This is a genomic window from Streptomyces sp. NRRL S-350 (genome assembly GCF_000719705.1).
In the GTDB taxonomy this organism is placed as follows: domain Bacteria; phylum Actinomycetota; class Actinomycetes; order Streptomycetales; family Streptomycetaceae; genus Kitasatospora.
Genome location: NZ_JOHO01000062.1, coordinates 18,055 through 35,695 on the forward strand (window position 1 = coordinate 18,055; position 17,641 = coordinate 35,695).

The 17,641-nt window shown below is 70.6% G+C and carries 12 protein-coding genes and 1 pseudogene; 5 read left to right on the forward strand and 8 right to left on the reverse strand.

Going from position 1 to position 17,641, the window contains the following annotated elements:
* The first annotated feature begins 474 nt into the window (after positions 1-474).
* Both IF30_RS44730 and IF30_RS49870 read left to right on the forward strand, forming a co-directional pair.
* A complete protein-coding gene (locus IF30_RS44730) occupies positions 475-2,955 on the forward strand; it encodes a pectinesterase family protein (protein WP_063752897.1) in 2,481 nt (826 codons plus the stop codon).
* Between the two features lie 203 nt (positions 2,956-3,158).
* Positions 3,159-3,266, forward strand: a pseudogene (locus IF30_RS49870) (transposase); the annotation flags it as partial.
* 58 nt (positions 3,267-3,324) lie between these two features.
* On the opposite strand, the gene IF30_RS0133805 reads toward IF30_RS49870, so the two are convergent.
* From IF30_RS0133805 to IF30_RS0133825, 4 genes are all read right to left on the reverse strand, one after another.
* Entirely contained in the window at positions 3,325-5,736 is a 2,412-nt protein-coding gene (locus tag IF30_RS0133805; RefSeq protein WP_051711771.1) for a ricin-type beta-trefoil lectin domain protein, read from the reverse strand.
* A 131-nt stretch (positions 5,737-5,867) separates the two neighbouring features.
* Positions 5,868-7,397: an arabinofuranosidase catalytic domain-containing protein gene (locus tag IF30_RS0133810; protein ID WP_051711773.1), complete on the reverse strand. Its 1,530-nt coding sequence runs from the start codon at positions 7,395-7,397 to the stop codon at positions 5,868-5,870.
* 681 nt (positions 7,398-8,078) lie between these two features.
* A complete protein-coding gene (locus tag IF30_RS0133815) occupies positions 8,079-10,388 on the reverse strand; it encodes a chitobiase/beta-hexosaminidase C-terminal domain-containing protein (RefSeq protein WP_267884581.1) in 2,310 nt (769 codons plus the stop codon).
* Between the two features lie 498 nt (positions 10,389-10,886).
* Positions 10,887-11,309, reverse strand: a complete 423-nt coding sequence (locus tag IF30_RS0133825; protein ID WP_030245688.1) for a winged helix-turn-helix transcriptional regulator — start codon at positions 11,307-11,309, stop codon at positions 10,887-10,889.
* Positions 11,310-11,396: 87 nt separating this feature from the next.
* Between IF30_RS0133825 and IF30_RS0133830 the strand changes: the two genes are divergently transcribed.
* Positions 11,397-12,212, forward strand: a complete 816-nt coding sequence (locus tag IF30_RS0133830) for an NAD(P)H-binding protein (protein WP_030245691.1) — start codon at positions 11,397-11,399, stop codon at positions 12,210-12,212.
* Between the two features lie 347 nt (positions 12,213-12,559).
* On the opposite strand, the gene IF30_RS49875 is transcribed toward IF30_RS0133830, so the two are convergent.
* The 3 genes from IF30_RS49875 to IF30_RS0133845 form a co-directional block, all read right to left on the reverse strand.
* Entirely contained in the window at positions 12,560-12,736 is a 177-nt protein-coding gene (locus IF30_RS49875) for a hypothetical protein (protein ID WP_234322940.1), read from the reverse strand.
* Between the two features lie 71 nt (positions 12,737-12,807).
* The gene (locus tag IF30_RS0133840; RefSeq protein WP_030245694.1) at positions 12,808-13,212 is read right to left on the reverse strand and encodes a cupin; all 405 of its coding nucleotides are present in this window, start codon (positions 13,210-13,212) and stop codon (positions 12,808-12,810) included.
* Positions 13,209-14,657: an MFS transporter gene (locus IF30_RS0133845; RefSeq protein WP_030245696.1), complete on the reverse strand. Its 1,449-nt coding sequence runs from the start codon at positions 14,655-14,657 to the stop codon at positions 13,209-13,211. The genes IF30_RS0133840 and IF30_RS0133845 overlap by 4 nt, the downstream gene beginning before the upstream one ends.
* Positions 14,658-14,713: 56 nt before the next feature.
* Between IF30_RS0133845 and IF30_RS0133850 the strand changes: the two genes are divergently transcribed.
* Both IF30_RS0133850 and IF30_RS0133855 read left to right on the forward strand, forming a co-directional pair.
* Complete coding sequence (locus IF30_RS0133850) at positions 14,714-15,382, forward strand: TetR/AcrR family transcriptional regulator (RefSeq protein ID WP_030245697.1); 669 nt, start codon at positions 14,714-14,716, stop codon at positions 15,380-15,382.
* Between the two features lie 997 nt (positions 15,383-16,379).
* The gene (locus IF30_RS0133855) at positions 16,380-16,793 is read left to right on the forward strand and encodes a peptidase inhibitor family I36 protein (protein WP_107054582.1); all 414 of its coding nucleotides are present in this window, start codon (positions 16,380-16,382) and stop codon (positions 16,791-16,793) included.
* 202 nt (positions 16,794-16,995) lie between these two features.
* On the opposite strand, the gene IF30_RS0133860 is transcribed toward IF30_RS0133855, so the two are convergent.
* A complete protein-coding gene (locus IF30_RS0133860; protein ID WP_234322941.1) occupies positions 16,996-17,385 on the reverse strand; it encodes a peptidase inhibitor family I36 protein in 390 nt (129 codons plus the stop codon).
* Positions 17,386-17,641 lie beyond the last annotated feature (256 nt).

Consider the following 17,641-nt stretch of genomic DNA (forward strand, 5'->3'; position numbering starts at 1 on the left):
CGCCGTCACTCTCCGAGCCCGCCGCCGCCCGCGCGGGATCCCGGTCGCGCAACACGGGAGCCGCCTCATGAGCTGCTGGAGGTGGTAGCTGCGGAAGCGCAGAAGGAGAGGGAAGTGCCCGCTCCTGCTGTTGAGGAGCAGCAAGCCGTCGGGTGCGCAACGAGTGGGCCGGAGTCGAGCAGAGCCGAGCACCGGCCAGAACCGGGACCGCGCCGGGCAGTCATGTCCTCGCTGGGCAGGACAACCACGCCTCGGGCGGCCGCGACGCCGGCTGGGACAGCTATCAAGCAGTGGCTTCCGGGCCGGGCGGCCAGGTGGAGGTCAACGGGGACTTCTACCCGACGCACTGATCCTGCAGGCGGACAGGCGAAAGTTCTTCCAGAGACCGGGCAACCTTTCCGCGGGAACGGACCACTAAAGGCCAAGAGGGCACTGCCCCGAGCAGCGCCGCCCCTATCGGAGGAGACCGACCCCTTGTCAGATCAGAACCGCCGCAGGCACCACCGCCGTCGCTGGAGGCACCGCCGCGCGCTCACCATCGCCGGGGCCCTGGCGGTCGTCGGCACCGCCGTCCCGTTGGTCGCCAACGCGGCCCTGGACCACACCGGCAAGACGCTCACCGTGGCCACCGACGGCAGCGGCCGCTATCGGACGGTGCAGGCCGCGGTCGACGCCGCCTTGCCCAGGGACGTCATCAGCATCGCCAAGGGCACATACCACGAGGTGGTTTCGGTGCCCTCGAGCAAGACCGGGCTGACCCTCAAGGGCGCCACCGGCAACCCGGAGGACGTCGTCATCACCTACGGCAACGCAGCCGGGAGCACGAGGGCCGGCGGCACCAAGCTCGGCACCATGGGCAGCGCCACCGCCACCTTCGCCGCCGCCAGGATGACCGTGGAGGACCTCACTGTCGTCAACACCTTCGACAAGGCAGCGAATCCGAACGTCACCGACACCCAGGCTGTCGCCGTGAACGCCGAGGGCGACCGCCAGGTGTTCCGCAACGATCGCATCATCGGCCACCAGGACACCCTGCTCACCTGGTCTCCCCAGGCCATGGCCCAGACCCGGCAGTACTTCACCGACGACTTCATCGAAGGCGACGTCGACTTCATCTTCGGCAACGCCACCGCCGTTCTCGACCACGCCACGATCCAGGCCGTCGACGACGGTGCGCCCGCCGACGGCCTGAACGGCTTCCTCACTGCGGCCAACACCGAGACCTCGCACAAGTACGGGCTGCTCATCACCGACAGCACCGTCCGCAGCATCGCCAAGGACGGTACGTACTACCTCGGCCGCCCCTGGCATCCCTACGGCTCCTCGGTCGCCCAGGTGGTGGTCCGCAACACCCAGCTTCCCGCCGCGCTCAAGACAGCGCCCTGGACGGACATGTCCGGCTTCGCCTGGCAGTCGGCTCGATTCGCCTCCTACCACAACACCCGGGCGGGCGTCGCCATCACGGACGGGCCCCAGCTGACGGACACCCAGGCGGCCGACTACACCGCGCGGACGTACCTGGCGGGCACCGACGGCTGGGACCCGGTCCGCACCAGGCCGTCCGGCACTCCTACGCCTGGCAGCACTACGCCCGGCAGCACCGCGACCGGCGACACCCGTCACGTCACCGAACCCGCCGTGCCGACCGCCGTCTGCGCGACTGTCACCTCCGGCCTCGCGATGACCGGCCGGACCACCGACCAGACCAGCGAAGCCACGCCGCCGGACACGGCACGGGTCCAGAAGGCCCTGGACGGCTGCACCCGGAGCGGATCCGCCCCGGTCGCCGTCCGACTCAAGGCCGCCGACGCCACCCGAACAGCCTTCCTCACCGGCCCACTGACGGTCCATCAGGGGGAGGTCCTGCTGCTCGACGACAACGTCACCCTCTACGGCTCCCGCAACCCCGCCGACTACCAGGTCAACGGCAAGCCCACCTGCGGCACTCTCGCCTCGAGCAGCGGCGGTTGCAAGCCGCTGATCTCCGTGGCCGGGGCGAACGCGGGCATCGAGGCGGTGCGGGCCGGCGACGGCAGCCAGGGTCGGATAGACGGCCGGGGCGACCAGACGATCCTCGGCACCAACACCACCTGGTGGCAGCTGGCCACCGAGGCGCAGAAGGCCAACCAGAACCAGAACAACCCCCGCCTGATGCAGATCGACAACTCCGACAACTTCACGCTGTACCACATCGACCTGCTGAGCTCCGCCAACTTCCACGTGGTCTACAACGGCGGCAACGGCTTCACCGCGTGGGGCGTGCGGATCAAGACCCCGGCGACGGCCCGCAACACCGACGGCATCGACCCGGCGGGCGCCACCAACGTCACCATCACCGACTCGTACCTCATGGACGGCGACGACGGCATCGCGATCAAGGGCGGCAGCAAGGCCAGCAGCAACATCACCGTGTCGGGCAACCACTTCTACGGCACCCACGGCATCTCCATCGGCAGCGAGACCACCAGCGGCGTCAGCAACGTCCTGTTCCGCGACAACACCCTCACCGGCACCGACAGCCTGGGCAACACCAGCGGCAGCAGCACCGGCATCCGGATCAAGAGCTCCCCGGCCAACGGCGGCAAGGTCACCGACGTCAGCTACCTCGACACCTGCCTGGACGCGGTCCGCGCCCCGCTCGTCTTCGACACCCACTACTCTGCGGGCAGCGGCTCCGGCGTCCCCGTCTTCACCGACATCGTCGTCGACGGCGTCACAGCGACGCACTCGCCCAGCAGCGCGAAGTCCACCTTCGTCGGCCTGGACGCGGCCCACCCGCTGGGTCTGACCCTGCGCAACGCCAACCTGGACGTCACCACCAACACCGCCGCCTACGCCACTGTCAAGGCCGCCAACACCGACCTGCGCTTCTCCGGCACCGACGTGAACGTCACCACGGCCGCCAGCTCGGGCTCGGCGCCCAGCTGCACCTTCCCCCCCTACCCGGCCCTCTGAGGTCCGGTAGGGCCAGCAGGCACCGGCCAATCACGGGACGACCCACCCGCATCACCCGCTTCGAGGACCTGCTCGCCCTCGAGCCGCTCCTCGCCACCCTGCCGGAGCGCGACCGAACGATCGTCTCCCTGCGTTTCGGGGAGGAACAGACCGGCCTTCCCCTCGTAGCGTGGAGGCCGTGACTGGCCGAGAAGTTGGGAGTCATGGCGGAGAAGAGGCGGAAGTTCGACGCGGAGTTCCGTGAGGGGGCCGTGCGGATCGTGGCCGAGACCGGGAGGCCGACGGCGGAGGTCGCGCGAGAGCTCGGGATCCACCTTGTGCCCCGGTGCCTGGAGGCACCGGGGCACCCGGGAGCACCCGGGAGTAGCTTCAGGACAGCGACCACCGCTGGTTGGGCTGCCCGTTGCACGCCCACAGCTGGACCGGCGCGCCGTTGGCGGTGGAAGCGCCGGACACGTCCAGGCACAGCCCGGACCCGACGCCGGTGACGGTGCCGTCGGCGTTGAAGGCCCACTGCTGGTTGCTCTGGCCGTTGCACGTCCAGACCGCGGCCTTGGTGCCGTTGGTGGTGCCCTTGCCGTAGGCGTCCAGGCAGAGCCTGCTCGTACCGCTGTAGACCGTCAGCTCGCCGGCGGACGTCCGGGTGAAGAGCTGGTTGGCCGCACCGCTGCAGTCCCAGATCTGGGTCTGGGTGCCGGGGGAGGTCGACGCGTTCGGCACGTCCAGGCATCTGCCCGCCCCCACCGCGTGCACCGCCCCGCTGACGTCACTGCCGCTGCCGCCCGTCACGCCCGACTGGGCGATCACCTGCTGCGCACCGGACGGCCAGTTGACTCCGCTGACCTGGACGTTTCCGGTGAGGACGTTGTTGTGCGGGGCCCCGGTGGCGACCTGGGTGGCGCCCCCGTTGTACCAGTTGCCGGAGAAGGTGCTGTCGTTGGTGTTGTTGCCGCCGCTGGCGTTGGTGAAGGCCCACACGCCCGAGTCCTGGACCACGTTGCTGCTGAGGGTCTCGCTGCGGGAGCCCTCGTCCAGGTAGAGCCCGACGGTGTTCCTGTTGTCGTAGACGTAGTTGTGGTCGATGCTCGTGCCCGGGTTGGCGGACAGGGTGTAGATGCTGCCGCCGTCGTGGAACACCTGCTTGGTGCCGTGCACCTTGTTGTAGCTGACGACGGTGTTCTTCAGGGTCGTCGGCGTGCTGTAGACGGGCTGGTAGTCGTAGAGGCCGCGGTCGCGGTAGTCCTGGCTGCCGCCGGCGTCGTTGGCCCCCCAGCCCCATCCGACGTCGATGCCGTCGTAGGCGAGGTCGGAGACCTCGTTGCGGGTGATGACGGCGTGGGTGACGTAGGTCGAGAGGATCCCGGCCATGTCCTTGTAGTCCTTGGCGACGTCACTGATCCGGTTGTTGCTGATGGTGATGTTCTGGTTGGTCATCGCGGCGTCGGACGGGTGGTGGGCGTCGGGCCGCACGCCGCCGACCACGATGCCCGCCCCGGAGTCGTCGGTGAACGTGTTGCCGGAGACCGTGACGTCCGAAGCGCCCAGGCCGACGCCGGAGGCATGGGCGTCGGCGTCGTTGCCGATGCCCAGGCCGACCTGGCCCAGGTGGGCGAAGGAGTTCCCGGAGAAGGTGACGGAGGAGGCCGCCGAGACCTGCACCGCCGCCGGCACCTGGTTCCAGCTGTTGCGGGCGGCCTCGAACAGCCGGCATCCCGACTGGCAGGAGGTCATGAAGTCCGGGGGCTGGGTGAAGGTGCTCGCCAGGAACGCCCCGCTCTGCTGGTCGGCGTAGCCGACGTTGGTGCTGGGCTGCAGCCAGGTGGTGTGGTTGAACGCGATGCCCTGGAAGGTGAGGTCGTGCGCGGGGCTGGTGTGGCTGCTGCCGCCGATCTGCAGCAGGGACGTCAACCGCGGCAGCTCGATGTCGTGGGCCGAGGCCTGCCAGCCCGCGGGGGCCTTGTAGTACAGCCGGCCCGCCTGCGGGTCCAGGAACCACTGTCCGGCGGACTTCAGGAACGCGTACGAGTTCTCCAACTGCAGCGACCCGCCGGCGAAGGGCTTGGCCAGGGTGTCGTAGCCCCAGTTGTTGTTGTTCCACGCGGGCTGCTGCATGGTGACGGTCGTCCCGCTGATGGACTGCACCGGCGCGAAGCGGTCGGTGAAGGAGTTCCGGCTCTCCAACTCGATCCGGTTCTGCTGGGGCAGCGAGGCCAGGTAGTCCAGCGCCGGATTGACGATCGTCATCCCGCCGGCGGTGATGCTCACGTCGCCGCGGGAGATCGGGATCGCCGCCCGCGGCGCCAGCGTCCCGTCGACGTACAGCTGCCGCGAGTCGGTGCCCGCCGGCACCGGCGCCGCGTAGATGTTGTTCGCGGAGTCCTTCAGGCTCCAGCCCGTCACCTGCTGCCCGCCCGACAGCACCGGGCTCGCGCCGGGGGCCGCCTGCCAGATCACCCGGTGCCCGTTGCCGCCCGAGTCCGCGGCGCCGAGCGTCAGCGGAGCGGTCAACCGGTAGGTCCCGCCGGCCAGTTGCACCACGATGTCGCCGGTCATACCAGCGTTGACGGCCTCCACGGAGGCCTTCGCCTGGGTCAGGGAGCAGGGCGCCGCGGCCGAGCACGCGCTCCCGCTGCCGGTCGGCGCGACGTACAGGGTGGTCGTCGTCGCCGCGGGCGCGGCCACGGCGGGCGCGGCCACGACGGCGCCGGCGGCCAGGGCCGCGACGGTGAGGGCCGCTCTCGTACGGCCGGGCGCCGCAAGGGCGCGTCGGGTGGGCTTCATCGGTTCGCTGTCTCCTCGCGTGGGTGGGAGCCGGGGACGGCAGGTGCGGGATGGTGCGGGCCGGGCCGTGGTGGGACGGCCCGGCCCGGCCCGGCCCGGGGTGCGGACGGGAACGGGCGCCGCCGGTCAGCTCAGCTGCGCGTCCACTTCTGGTTGCCGGCACCGGTGCACTGCCACAACTGGATCAGGGTGCCGTTGGCGGTGCCGTAGGCGCTGACGTCCAGGCACAGGCCGGACTGCACGCTCGTGACGGTGCCGTCGGCGTTGAGGTTCCACTGCTGGTTGGACTGGCCGTTGCAGTCCCAGACGATCGCCTTGGTGCCGTTCGCCGTGCCCCTGGCCTCGGCGTCCAGGCACTTGCCGCCGTAGACCCGCAACTCCTTGGCGCCGGTGGGCGTCCACTGCTGGTTCGTGCCGCCGCTGCAGTCCCACAGCTGCGTCTGGGTGCCGTTGGCCTGGCTGGAGTTCGGGACGTCCAGGCACCGGTTGGCGCTGGTGCTGCGCAGCGGACCGGCCGTGCCGCCGGTGCCCGAACCGCCGTAGCCGGCGGCGGTGATGCTCGCCTGCACCCCGTTCTCGGCGGCGTCCGAGGGGAAGCCCGCGGTGATGGCGCCCTCGAAGAACTCGCCCTGGCCGGAGACGCTGTTGTCGCCCCCGGTCCCGAGCAGCAGGGAACTGTCGGTCTTCATCGGCGAGTAGCCGTTGGGCAGGGGGCCGGAGTAGGGGGTGGTGAGCCCGCCGCTCGCCGCGTTCCCGTACTTCAGCGTGAAGTTGCTGGTGCCGTTGTTCTTCTCCATGGCGCTGACGAACGGGTAGTGCACACCCTGGTTGCCCGGGTCCTTGTTGGAGCCGGTGTTGGTGTGGAACATCCCGTTCTCCAGGTCGGCCTCGACCCAGGGGCCGGTGCCGGTGCACCCCTTGAACCAGCAGGCGTTGCCCCAGTAGATGGCGTTCATCGTGGCGTCGCCGGTGTCGGTGTGGCTGTTCTCGCCGCTGCCGTAGTCGAAGCAGCACCACTGGTTGGTGAACTCGGACGAGGTCACCATGTAGATGCCCTCGGGCTGGGAGCCGGTGGGAGCCCCGACGGCGTGGTCGATGCGGTAGCCCACGCCCTGCGTGACCTTGACGCCGAAGACCTGGTGCCCGCCCGCCGTCACGGGCAGCGCCGAGGCGTCCGCGCCGACGTCGGCGCCGTTGGCGCCCGGCCCCTTCCAGTAGCCGCCCCACGAGACGGCCAGGTCGTTGTGGTGGCTGCTCTGGTCGTAGATCTTGGTGATGGTGCACGAGGTCCCGGCACAGAAGGACGTCTGGGCCGACGCGTCGGCGTAGCCGCCCGCGGAGAGCAGACCCACGTCGCGGTACGCGTGGTCGGAACCGCGCTGGACCTGGTACAGCGGGCCGTTGTAGCCCGCGAACAGCGCCCGGGTGGTCGCATGGGCCGCGATGCAGGGCGCACCGCCGGCCGCGTAGACGTCGCAGGGCAGTGCTGCCGCCGCCGCGGCGACGGGACGGGCCGCGGCGGGGTCCGCCCCCGCGGCGGGACCGCTCGCGGCGGCCGGACCGCCGAGCACGGCCATCGCCACCGCGAGGACCAGCAGCAACACGGCGCCCGGCCCCGCCGGGCGTAAGAGACCGGACCGGGTGGTTGTGCGATGGTGCATCGGAGCCTCCTACGGACGAGGACACGAGGGCGGGGCACGCGGGGACGCGGGCACGCGAGGACACGGGGACGCGGGCACGCGGGCACGCGGGGACGGAACGGCGACTGCGGACCACCGGCGGGACGTGCTGCGCCCCGCCGTCGCTCCGCGATGGGTACGACGCATTCCCGGTGCGATGGATCAGGCTCATGGGCGGGGCGGCGGCCGGGAAGAACACCCGGCGGCAGTGCGCGCGGGCGGCGACCGGCCGCGCCGGGCCCGGTCCCGGGTTCGGATTCGAATCCGGACCCGGCAGGACGGAGCGGTCGTTCTACCAGCCCGGGGCCGTTCCTGGGTTCGCCGGGCGGCCCCGGGAGGGGAGATGAGGCAGCTCATTCATGTGAGCGCTCACAATCGAGGGGGACGATCACCGGCGTGCACCGCCTGCCCCAGGGGCCCGCGGTGAGCCGAAATGAGACTGACACAGGTGTCGGCCGTATTACAAGGCATGTGCAGCACAAGCCTTTTCCCGAACGCACGGCCGGACGGCAGGCGCTGTCCGGCCCCCAGGAGGCGGGCTGATCCGGCCCCCAGGGAGGCGGGCTGATCCAGCCGCGGAGCCCGCGGTGCGGCGGACGACGCAGCGCGCCGGCCGGTCCCGGGATCGTGGACCGGCCGGCGCGTCGGGCGCTGGGCGCCGGGTCAGGGGAAGGCGACCACGTTGCTGGGCACGGTGCTGCCCGTGGGCGTGCTCGCCCCCGTGTCGTTGATGACGTGGGTGATCGTGCCCTTGCCCCCGAGGGAGACGGTGAACGTGTCGTGGAACCGCACACCCGGGGCGGCCGGCACCTCGAACGCGTGGTAACTGCTCACCGACGGGTCGACGTTGAAGTAGCAGTAGCTGCCCAGGCCCCACGCCTCGTGCGAGGTGACGTTGTCGCCCACCTTGTACGCGGCGTAGCCGTTGACCCCAGCCGGGCCCATCCAGGCGCCCTGGTTCGGCACGTCGTACGGCATCTCGTTCTGGAAGAAGATCGTCCTGCCGTTCTGGCCGTTCCAGGTGACGTCGTACTTCTGGTAGTGCTCGACGAACAGGCCCGTCGCCTCGACGCTGTCGCCGTTGACGACCAGTCCGTTGTCGGCCGTGTTGACGCCCCAGCCGACCGTGCCCGCGTTGCCGTGGTCGGCGCGCCAGGCCCAGATGTCGTCGATGATCACGTCGCTGCTGTCGACGACCAGGCTCGCGGTCGCCCTGCCCGCGATCTCGCCGCCGATCCGGAAGAACACGTCCTGGACGGTCGTCGGGTCGGCCGCGTGACGCGCGCCCGCCCCCGGCGCCCCGACCGTCAGCAGCGCGGCCGAGTTGGTGGTGCCCGCATCGAACAGCAGGCCCTTGAGCCGGACACCGTCGACGTCCGCCACCCGCATCGCGTCGACCCCGTTGTCCGGCACGAACGTCGGGTAGCCGATGCCCAGGACCACCGTGTCGGCCCTGGTCACGTCGAGCGTCCGGTCCAGGTGGTACACGCCCGGGGTGACGAACAGGTCGCAGCCCTGGGCCAGCGCCGCGTTGATGGTCGAGGCGGTGTCGCCGGCCTTGACGACGTAGAACCGGTCCATCGCCAGCGAACTGCCCGCGGTGCTGCCGCCCGCCCAGCTGGGGCCCGAGGCGTCGGTGCGCAGCGCGGGCAGGAACACCCGGTAGCGGCCGGCGCCGTCGACGTAGAGGTAGGGCACGTCACGCGAGACGGGGGTGGTGCCCAGCGTGGTCTCCGGGGGGTTCGGGAAGGTGTTCGCCGGCGCGCCGCCGGTGCCGGAGAAGACCATGTTCCACACGCCGCCGCTCCAACTGCCCAGGCTGCTGTCCCGGGTGTACCACTGCTGCTGCGAGGAGGAGGACGCCTGGCCCGTCACCTTGCTGTCGGCGAGGTAGCCGCCGCTCGCCCACCCGTAGCCGGCCGGGTACAGCTGAAGGTCACCCCGAACGTCGACGCGCCGCAGCGGCGCCGCCTGCGCCACCGCCCAGCGGTTGCCGCCGGCCGGGTTGATGGCCAGGTTCTCCGCCGAGCGCCAGAAGTTCTGCGTCGCGTTGCCCGCGTCCGAGGCGTTGAACGCGTCGACCGTGACATGGCCGTTGATGGTCACGTCGTCCGGGTTGAGCCCCAGGCCCGCGACCGAGGTGTAGAACCCGACGTTGTCCTCCACGTTGTACACGCCGGGCTTGAACAGGTCGGCCACCCGGTCCTCGGAGAACTGCGCGGTGTTGGTGTCCTTCATCCGGGCGAACTGGGCGTCGAGCTGCGCCTGGATGGCGGCGCTGGACATGCCCGGGTCGAAGACGTGCACGGAGGGGCCGAAGTCCGGGGTGTCGGACTGGGTCGGACACCCACCCGTCGAGCCGCCGATGGTGAAGGCGGCCGCCGCCGTCGCCGAGTCGGTCAGGCCGGAGGCGAACGCGACGGCCCGTACGGTCGTCGTGGCGGCGACGGTGATCGGCCCGGTGTAGCGGGCCGACGAGGCCGTCGGGACGGAGCCGTCGACGGTGTAGCGGATCGTCGAGCCCGCCGTCGCGTCCGTGATGGTGACCGACTGCGCACTCGGGAACGAGCCGCCGGCCGGATTGAACACCGGTGTGGCGACCCGGCCCGGGCCGCCGCCACCGCCCTGCGCGTAGCTGAAGTGGGGGGTGTCGTACTGCGGGCCGTTCTTCTCGTAGGTGAACCAGTACTCGACCACCGTGCCGGTGGAGAGCGAGCCGACGGTCCGGGTCCAGGTGCCCGCCTCGTTCGTCATCCGGAAGTTCTGCTGGCCGGCGCCGTTGACCAGGTAGTGGACGTCGACGTAGAGCGCCGGCGTCGTCGGTGTGAACGCGATCCGCACCTGGGAGGCGCCGAGCGCGGTGGCGCTCTGGGTGTAGTCGCCGGACGCCGCGGCCCCGGACGCGGACGCGGACGCGGACGTGAGGCCGAACAGCCCGGCGAACGCCAGGGCGAGAACGGCGAACAGCGCCACGGCCCGTGACGGCCTGCGCCCCGGACCCGAGCGAGGAAGGACTGAGCGATGCATGCGGTGGATTCCTCTCGTCCGCGTTCGCGCGAATGAACACCGGATCGGCCCTGCGGAAGCGCCGGCATCACTTCAGGGCATGACCCTGGGCCACCGCGGGGCAGACGCCTTCGAACCGGCCCACAAGGGCCGTCGCCCAACGGCCGATCGAGTGTGGGCATGTCAGAAGGGGAGTGTCCTGCCGGCCCGAACCACCGTCAAGAGCCGGCACAGAGGACGTGGGCGGGTACCGAAAGCCGCCCCGTCCAGCAGGCGCCGGTCTCCCCGCCGTAGAAGGGCCCGGGGACGTTGAGCCACAGCCGGTCTTCCCAACGGCCCCGAAAGGCACCACGGTCGTCGCCGAGGACGGCCACCGGGTCGAAGTAGAGCGTCACCCGAGAGACCAAGCGTCATCCGCAGAGACCAGGTGTCGCGGGTCAGGAGAGGTCGATGACGTCTCGCTGATCAGCGGATCCCGTTGGCGGGGTGCTCGCTGTCGTAGGCCTCACGGGAGCGGGCGATGTGGGCCCGGTGTTCGAGTGACCAGTCGGCGAGCGCCTTGACGAGGTGGGTCAGGCTCGCTCCCGTCTGGGTGAGCCGGTAGTCGACCTGGGCCGGCACGGTCGGATACACGGTCCGAAGGACCAGGCCGTCTCGCTCCAGCCGGCGCACCGTAAGGGTCAGCATGCGCTGGGAGATCCCATGGATGGCGCGCTGAAGTTGCCGGAAGCGCCGCGGGCCGTTGGCGAGCTCGACGATGACGAGGACCGACCACTTGTCACCGACCCGGTCGAGGACGTCGCGGATCCCGCAGTCGGGGTGATCCTGCTGTCCGCAGGGTTCGAGTTCGGCGGCACCAGCGGTTACCCCGGTGTGCGTCACTGACACGAAACTGCCTCCTTGTGGGTCGACCTGGACCGGTTGAAGATCTCACCGTAGTTACTGAAGAGAACCACGGCAGGAGACGGAACCACAATGATCATGGTGACCGGCGCGAACGGACAGCTCGCCTCTCTCACGCTCCAGGAGTTGGCTGAGCGCCACGTGCCAGCCCTGGGCGGCACTCGATCGCCCGCAGCAGGGCAGCGGCGACTTGATTTCGACGACCCCACGAGCCTCGACCTCACCGGCGTTTCCACGCTGGTCCTCGTCTCGGCGGGGTACGCCGAGGACGACCAGGTCATCACCCGACACCAGGCAGCCCTGGACGCTGCGGTGCGCGACGGCGTGAGCCACGTGGTGTACACCAGCCTGACCGGCGACGGTGATCACCTCGGCTTCGCCCTCGCTCATCGGGCCACCGAGCAACTGATCAAGGCCAGTGGACTTGGGTGGACGGTCCTGCGCAACGGGCTCTACGCCGAACTCTTCGGGGCGCTCCTGACCTGGACCGCTGACGGCGTGGAGTCGGCGTTCGGCGACGGCGCACTCGCCGCTGTGGCACGGGCGGACCTGGCCGCGGCCGCAGCCGTCGTGGCCGGCAACCCGACCGCGCACACCGGCAAGACCTACGACCTCGTCGGCGAACCGATCACCGCCGTCGGCATCGCCGAATCCCTCGGAGTCGCGCACCGGACCATCGGGCTCGGGGAGTACCGGGCCCAACTCCTCGCTGACGACACGCTACTGCCGTTCCAGCCGCCGATGCTCGCCTCGATCGCGACCAGCGTCCGCCACGGGTTCCTCAGCACCACCGGCCCCGACCTCGCCCGACTACTCGACCGACCGCTCACCGACCCGCTCGTCGTCGCCACGGACACCGCGGCCGCGATGCGCCCCGACGCCGGCTGACACCGATGGTTCACCGCAATGCGCCACTGTCCATCGAAGGCCGCCGTCGCCTGATCGAACGCTGCCGCACCCGGCCGATCGCGCACGTCGCCGCCGAGACGGGTATCTTCCGGGCGGGGCCGGGCTGGGCGTCTCGCGTGCGGGCCGGGGGCAATGGCCACCACGGTGGTGGCGTTCGGGTTGCCGGGGCCCCACCACCGGTCGGTGTTCTGGGAGCTCACGGCGGTGGGCAGCCCGGCGGTGCTCCGGGCCGCCGTGCTCGCCGTTCAGTGCCCGCGTCATCTCGAACCTGGCCCAGCCGTGGTGCGCCTGCCACCAGAGGTCGGGCAGCACGAGCAGCGAGGCGATCACCGCACCCGCGAGCAGTCGGCCACGGTCCGGCGGGCCGGGCCGAGCAGCACCGCGGCCAGCAGGACCGCTGCGAAGGTCGCCGCGAGCTGGTTGAACTCCGCGCCGAGGCCGACCAGCACCCCTGCGGCGAGCCACCACCGGGTGTCGCCGGTGCGGCCGATCCGCACGACCACGAACGCGACCGCCGTCCCCCGGACAGTCGCCGCAGGGGCCCGGCGACCGGGTCGGCCGGGCCCCACCGTAGTCAGCGGGTGTCGGTGCGCTTTTCGAGGCGGGTGCCGTGGCGAAGGGTGATCGACATCAGGTCGCTGGGGGCGTCCAGCTCCAGGCGGTGCCAGCGGCCGCGGGGGACGATCACGGCGGTGCCGGCCTGCAACTGCACCATGTCCTCGGCTCCTCCGGCCCCGGCGGGACGGAAGTAGAGGCGGACGCCGCCGGTCAGGCAGCACACCGCCTCCTCGGCCTCCGGGTGCATCTCCCAGTGATCAGCGTGAACGTCGGCGTCGGTCTCCACGTGGAACGTCGCGATCTGCCAGGCGCCGGAGTCACTGCCCGTCATCCGCCGTTCGGCGACTCGGACGTCGCCGTCGGAGTGGATGTGCAGCGCTGAGGCGAACAGGTCGATGGATGAGATGGGTGTCGTCGTCATGACGGCGTTCCTTCCAGTCGGTTCTCTGCGGGGGCGGCGGGTCGCGGGACGGGTGTTCCGGTGCGGCGGCGGGGCAGCACGCCGATCGCCACGGCCGCCGCGAGAAGGAAGAGGGCGGCGGCGACGGCCAGGCCCAGGGCGTAGCCGTCGTCGAGCGCGGCGGGGTCGGTGGCTGTGCCGGTGCGGTGTGCGGCGAGGGTGGCCAGGGCGGCCAGGCCGATGCAGCCGCCGAGTTGGCGGGAGCTGTTCATGAGGCCGGAGGCCATGCCGGCCTCGCGGAGGACGATGCCGGTGGTCGCGGCGGCGGCGACCGGGGCCAGGACCAGTCCGGTGCCGACGCTGGTGATGACGGACGGGCCGAGCACGTCGGTGAGGAAGCCGCCGTCAGGGCTGATGAAGGCGAACCAAGCTAGGCCGGCAGCGGCCAGCAGGGCGCCGGGCACCAGGGACATGCGGGGGGTGCGGGTGGCGGTGACGCGGGTCGCGACGATGGTGCCCGCTACCAGGCCCGCCGAGAAGGGCAGGAACGCGGCGCCGGTAGCCGCGGCACTCATGCCCAGGACCTGCTGCAGGTGCAGGGACACGAAGTAGAACGCCGCGAACTGCCCGGCTGCAGCCAGGAACACCAGCACGTTGGCGCCGGCGATCCAGCGGCTGCGCAGCAGGCCGAGGCGCAACAGCGGTGCGGGGGTCCTCGTTTCGGCGAAGGCGAAGGCGACCAACAGCGTGGCCGCGGTGGCGAGGGTCGCCACCGTGGCCGGGGATCCCCACCCGAGGGTGTCGGTGCGTACGACACCGAACACGAGCAGCCCGACTCCGCCGGTCGCCAGGACGGCGCCGAGCACGTCCAGCCTCTCGCGCCGAACGGGCTGTGGTCCGGCGGGCACGCCCGCGCAAGCCAGCGCGAGAGCCGCCGCCACGACAGGCAGGTTGACCAGCATCACCCAGCGCCAGCCCGCGTACTCGGTCAGCAGTCCACCCGCCAGCACGCCAAGCGCTCCCCCTGCGGCGTTCACGGCGCTCCACACCCCGAGCGCGCGGACACGCCGGGGGCCCTCGGCGAAGGTGGTGGTGAGCATCGCCAGCGCGGCCGGGGCAGCCGCGGCGGCGCCCAAGCCCTGCCCGGCGCGGGCGGTGATCAGTTGCCAGGAGGTCTGGGCCAGCCCGCCTGCCAGCGAGCACAGCCCGAAGACGGCCAGGCCCAGCAGGAAGAGCCGACGCCGGCCGTACAGGTCGCAAGCGCGGCCGCCCAGCAGCAGGAATCCGCCGAAGGTGAGCGCGTAGACGTGCACGACCCACGACAGGTCGAGCGGCGCGAATCCCAGCGCGGTGCGGATCGCGGGTAGTGCGACGTTGACCACCGACATGTCCAGGGCGAAGACGAACTGGGCGGCGGCAGCAGCCGCCAGCACTGCTCCGGGACGCCCTCGTAAGTTTTTATACATGTAAGGAAAGTAGCTTCAGGGATCGCCGCTGTCGAGGCCTGGGGGAAGATGAGGGCATGCCGCAACCGTCCGCACCGCGCAAAGCCCTCGGCCGACCTCCACGCATCTCCCGCGAGGAGGTCGTCGAGACGGCTCGCCGGATCGTGGACACGGAAGGCGTGGACCGGCTGACCATGCGGCGGCTGGCCACAGAGATCGGCAGTACGCCGATGGCGCTCTACCACCACGTCCGCAACAAGGACGAACTGCTCGTCCTGCTGCTGGACGACTACGCCGCGCGGACGCTGCACCGGCCAGAACTGCCCGCCCAGCCTCGCGAGCGGATCGTCGTCACCGCCGCCGCGATCCACCAGGCGCTCGCCGCCTGCCCCTGGATCGTGGAGGTGCTGACCGCCGACGACCTGATGTCCACATCCGCCCTGTGGTTCGTCGAGCAGATCGTCGACGGCCTCGTCGAGTGCGGCCTGCCTCCCGAGCGGGCCGTACACGCGTACCGCGCGATCTGGTACTACACCGCCGGAGAGATCGTGGTCCGGACGACAGCGGCCCGGCGGCACACGGACGATGACCGTCCCACCTACCGGGCGCGAGTCTTCGCCGATCTCGACCCGAGCGAGCTACCCCGCTTGGCCCAGGTCGCGGACCAATGGGCGCCGCTGACCGCCGAGGACACCTACCTGGACGGGCTCCGTGCGCTGGTGGACGGCCTCCTGACTCCCCGCTGACCTGCTCATTCCACTGACGGGAGGGGGTTGTTCCGATGCGCTGTCCCCCTTCCTCCCCCGCTGGTTCGGCCTCGTCCTCAGCTCGGGCAGCGAGTTACTCGGCCCGGTCGCGTCGGGGGTAGGCGAGCTCCATCCCGACGATCCCAGGACTGCCGACCATGCCCGGGCCTGGGCCGCGCGGACCGGACTCTACGCATCCGCACAGCTTGCCGAACGCGCCTACAGCCGACCGTGCGACCAGTCCGCCACCTGGGCCTACCCCGCCGCGAAAGCACCCACCGGTCCGGGTGGTCGAGCAGCAGGCCGCTCGGTGCGGGCCACGAGTTCCCTGACGCTCTCGTGATCTGCCGGAATTGCTGTGAAAGCGTCGGCCTCGTGGTGCCCGCACGGCTGCTCGGTGCCGGTGGTGCGGGCAGTCATGAGACACGCTCGGATGTGCATTGCAGGGCCACCCACTGACCATCCCATCTGCAAACGCACGGTCGACTGGAAACTGGACCCCAAGCAACTCGACGGGTTCAAAGACGGCGGCAAGTACTTCTCGGGCGACTATCCACGCAAGGAAGCCGGGTCCCTGATCTACGAAGTCAGGCGAAGCTGGTTGAGCAACCCGCCTGGCAACGGGTTGGAGCCGGGGCCGGGTTCGGGTCTTGGTGATCGGCTCCGTAGACCCGACCCCGAAGAAGTGGCTCGTCATCCACGCCGCCCAGGCCTCCAGCCCCACCGACAACGCACACGCATGCCGAACAGCTGGTGCCCGCGACGATGGGCGGTGTCGTGTTCGGGAACGGCCCCGTCGTGCTCTCGCGGCCCGTCGTCGTCGTGGCCGCGGACCATCCTGCACCACTGACCGCGCCAGCACTCGGCGCTGGCGGGAAATGCGAACAGGCGGCGGGGAGCGATGTGAGTATGTGACTCTGGTCGGGGTTCAGGTGACACCGGTCCGAAGGACCAGCCACCCCGACCATCAGGCACAGCTGGCCAAGAGGGGGACGGAATGCGCATAAGGATGGGGCGACACGCGGCGGCCAAGGCCGCGGCGGTCGCGGCGTTGACTGCCGGCGCGATGGGCCTGGCGACGGGAAACGCCTTTGCCGCCGGGCCGGGCGGGGCGGAGGCGTGCCCGAGTGGCAACGTCTGCCTGTACTACAACTCGCCCGGGTACAACTGGGGTTCGTGGGAGGACTGGTCGCCCAACCAGATCGTCTACCTGGGTGGCGCCACGTTCAGCCACTGGGGGAACGGTTCCGGTTATGGCCAGGTCGTCCTGGGCAACGCCGCCTCCATCGTGAACAACACCGGTCACACCGTGTGGGTCACGGACGACAACAACCACAAGTACGACTATCTCAACGGCTATGCGGGCAGTCTCAACTCGACGGCAAACCACGATGTGTGGCTGCAGTCCTGAGGCTCCGTAGATATGGGCTGCAGGACCCGCCCCCTGCACCAGCCGGTGCAGGGGGCCTTCGCGATACTTGCCGCTCGTCGGCCGCACATCGCCGGCGACTCACCGAAGGTGGCCACACCTCTCGGTCCACCACGGCGGGTGACCAACCGGGGATCCGGGCCCGCGCGGGCCCACAACCCAGGAATACTGCCGGTCTAACGCCTCAGTCGCCGGACGCAGTGCCGCAGCTCGGGCCGCCCGGACCGTCGAACTGCACCGAGCTGAAGAAGTTCTGGTAGTCCGGGAAGAAGTTCCCCCTGCCAGTCGGCCCGCTGGAGGTGACCGCCGTGCAGCCGGTGTAGTTCGCGTCGGACCACAGGTGGACGGTCGAAGCGGTCCGGTTCCAATCCGACTTCGCCCGGTCGTTCATTCCGAGCGCCGCGAGGTCCGGCGTGCTCCCCGTCAGCCTGATCATGTCGCCGGTGCCGTCCAGGCCCGAGAACATGCAGTAGTAGCCGGCCGGGCATCGGTCATACCCGCTGGCCGCATGGGCCGTGGTGACCGGCAGCGTCATGGCAGCCCCGGCGACCACTGGAACCAGCAGCGCACGCAACGTTTCCCTCATCAACCTGGTGCTCCAAAGCATCGCCGACTCACGCGCGGAAAAGTGATCGACATCATCAACGAACCCCTCGTGCAGCCGTAACGGCAGCAGAGCACGGTCAGCTGATAGGCCAAGCCATCACGGATCACCCGGTCACCGCGGTCCAAGGCGGCTTGGGCGAAGCTGCGGCCGAGGCCGAGCGTGCCGCATCAGCGCCCCAAGTGGCCGCCCGATCAAGCCGAACGGCTGCCCCTCGCGCCAGCGT